At 50.8% G+C, this 2913-nt stretch carries 3 protein-coding genes; all 3 read left to right on the top strand.

Features of this window, described 5'->3' with window-relative positions; genetic code table 11:
* Positions 1-539, top strand: a 539-nt coding sequence (locus AC5V8P_RS24835; protein ID WP_495473986.1) for an ABC-2 family transporter protein, incomplete at its 5' end; no start/stop codon positions are given.
* Positions 540-588: 49 nt separating this feature from the next.
* Complete coding sequence (locus AC5V8P_RS24840) at positions 589-2118, top strand: hypothetical protein (protein WP_064797426.1); 1530 nt, start codon at positions 589-591, stop codon at positions 2116-2118.
* 17 nt (positions 2119-2135) lie between these two features.
* Positions 2136-2913, top strand: a 778-nt coding sequence (locus AC5V8P_RS24845; protein WP_495473987.1) for a UDP-glucuronosyltransferase, incomplete at its 3' end; no start/stop codon positions are given.

The raw sequence follows: 2913 nt of genomic DNA on the forward strand, positions 1-2913 counted from the left end.
CAAGTCTGCCTGACAAAATCCGGACTGGCTCACTGGACGTGCTTATAACGAAGCCGGTATCGCTGCAATTTATGGTGACACTGCGTCAATTTGAGCTGGGTTATACTGTACCGAATGTCGTGGGCGGTGGAATCATGACAGGCATTGGCTGGTATCGTCTTGGACTACCGTTTGATGTGGAAACCGTAGGAGGCTTCGCTGTGCTGCTCGGATGCGGAGTGCTTACGGCATACTCTGTGTTTTTGCTGCCCCAATTGCTGGCCTTTTGGATTATCCGCACGAACGGTGTTACAGAGCTATCCAACAGCATTTTCGAGACAAACTATGTGCCGATGGCTGTGTACAGTAACCTGATTCAGCGTATTGGCTTGTTTGTGCTTCCGGTGTTTGTCATCTGCAATTTTCCCCCAATGTTCATTCTCGGCAAAATGCAACCCGGTTTGATGCTCTGGGCATTTCTTGCACCTCTCTGGCTGCTGGCGATTATCCGCCTGATATGGCAGTTTGCACTACGTGATTATACGAGTGCGAGCCAGTAGCGCTACCATGTAGTAGTTTCATAATGAAGCAGGAAAGGAAGCGAGTCATATGAATGCGATACCGAACCAGCGTCATTTATATATGGGAACGTTCGAAGCGGAGGCTTATTGGCGAGATGCCGAGCTGGCTTCTCTGCCCGCCCTGCCTGACCGGGCTTCTTCTGCCATTGTAGCAGCTATGGATGAATTGCTGTTTAGCTTTTGCCAGCCGGGAGACGCTCTATTGACACGTTATGCCATTTCGCCCGTACATCGTCAGTATATCGCGCAGTTGGGCTTTCATCCGGCTGTAAACGAACGGGATTTGACTGACGGAATGGAACAGCCGGGCAATGTGTCGGCCGCTTCTGTTTTTGAACTGCTGAGCAGTCGCAAGACGGATGCCGGAGAAGGTTTTCCTCAACTGGAAGGCTGTGTGCTTAGCCCGTTTGCGGGGTTGCCGCATGTGGAGGAGGCCGCGCATGCTTGGGGAATTACATTGCATCAGCCGCCGCTGGAAACCATTCGCAAGGTAAATGCCAAAACCTATTCCTCTGAGCTGAAACGCAGTCTTGGTCTGCGCAATCCCGGTCATATTGTAACTTCGTTTGCAGATGTCGCTGAAGCGGGGCGTAAACTGCTGCGGGATGGAAGCTTTTTAATCAAGGATGATTTTGGCGTATCGGGCAAAGGCAATCTACACATTACCTCGACACAAATGCTGGACAGGGTCGTATCGTATTTGCGTGGACAGGAGCGCAAAGGTAAACGGGTATTGTTTCTGCTGGAGCCTTTTCTGGAGAAAGAGCAGGATTTTTCATGCCAATTTACGATTGGTGATGATGGACGTGTCGATATCCTATCTGTGCAATGGCTGGCTAATACTCAATTCGCTTATCGGGAATCCCTATCTCCGGACAGGGCTTTTATGGAGCGCCTGGAGCAAGAGGGTTATTTTAGCTTGATGCAGGACGTCGGACAGCAATTGTATCGGGATGGATATTACGGCGATGTATGCATAGACTCCATGACACTTCGTGGTGGAAAGCTGGAGCCCATTATCGAAATTAATGCCAGAAAGTCGATGAGTTTGATCAAGCATCAGCTCGATACCTATCTGGCCGGGAAAAATATGCGTGGAACGCTGACGAATTATTCGCTGTCCCATGACGGCAGTCTATCCTATGAAGAACTGCTGGAAGGGCTGGAAGGCGCGGGATTGCTGTTTACAGGTGAACGTGAGGAAGGTGTCATGCCCCTGGGAGCCAATGCATTATATGTAAACACGGGTGGGCGAGACGGTGAGAACAGGATTGCAGGTCACGCCACTGTGCCAAGCAGACATGTAACTGGGCGTGGGGGCAGGCCATCTGGCAAGCAGGTTCGCGTGAGTGGAATTGGGGCCAGCATTGGCGGAGCAGAAGAAGGTAGGAGTCAGCCTGACTTGAGTGGTACAAAAGAAGCTGCTGGAAGCGAACGGGAGCGAGGCAAAGGCCGGCTTTATTTGGAATTGGTGGCTGCGAGCGATGAAGAAAAAATGCGATTGACAACCAAGCTGGAGCGTTTTTTGGCAGAGCGACATTTTACAGTGCTGAATTAAACAGGAGGCGTATAAGCATGCGTAAGAGTACGGAGAAGCCTAGGAAGGTAACGATTTTGTGTTCCGGTTTCGGATTGGGATTTTATACCCCTGGCTTGTTGCTGCAGGCGGGTCTTCGCAGGCTGGCCATGGATACGGCGATCCATGTATTTGAAAATGTACTGCCGGAATCAGCCCGTCTCAAGGTCGACAAAAGCCGGAAAGCTTACCATGACAGCTTTGCCGTGGCCTTAATGTCGCAGAAGGTTCCGCAGGACATGCGTAATTCACTGGACCCCGCAGCGATGGAAGTACTGCTGAACCAATGGACAGAGGAGGACCGTCGGTATTTTATATGCTTATCCGGTCATTGGATGTACGTACTGGAGGAGTATCGCAAGCGCAGAGAGCCGGAGTCCGTGCATGTGGATATCGTGTATATGGATTCGACCCCTTCCCCTTCCTGGAAAAATCTAGCCAAGCATAATCCACATTTTGCTGATGGTTGTGGAGAAACGACCCTGTTTGAAAATGATAAAAATAGAGTCAGCCACTATATTGACATCCCGGCCGTAGAGCATATCCCTTTTGAAGCACGGCAATCTCGCTTATTCGTACATGGCGGCGGTTGGGGGATGGGTACCTACCGTGAGAAGGTTGGACGGTTGGAAGAAGCGGGCTGGGAGCTGGATTTGCTGCTGTATGACCAGGATCAACCGGATGAACAGCGGGATAGTATACGCTATTTTCGAATGGACCCACAGTGGAGAACATGGCAGCGAAATGAAGCCGGGGAGTATACATTTCCACCTTTCG

This window comes from Paenibacillus sp. N119s (assembly GCF_059447605.1).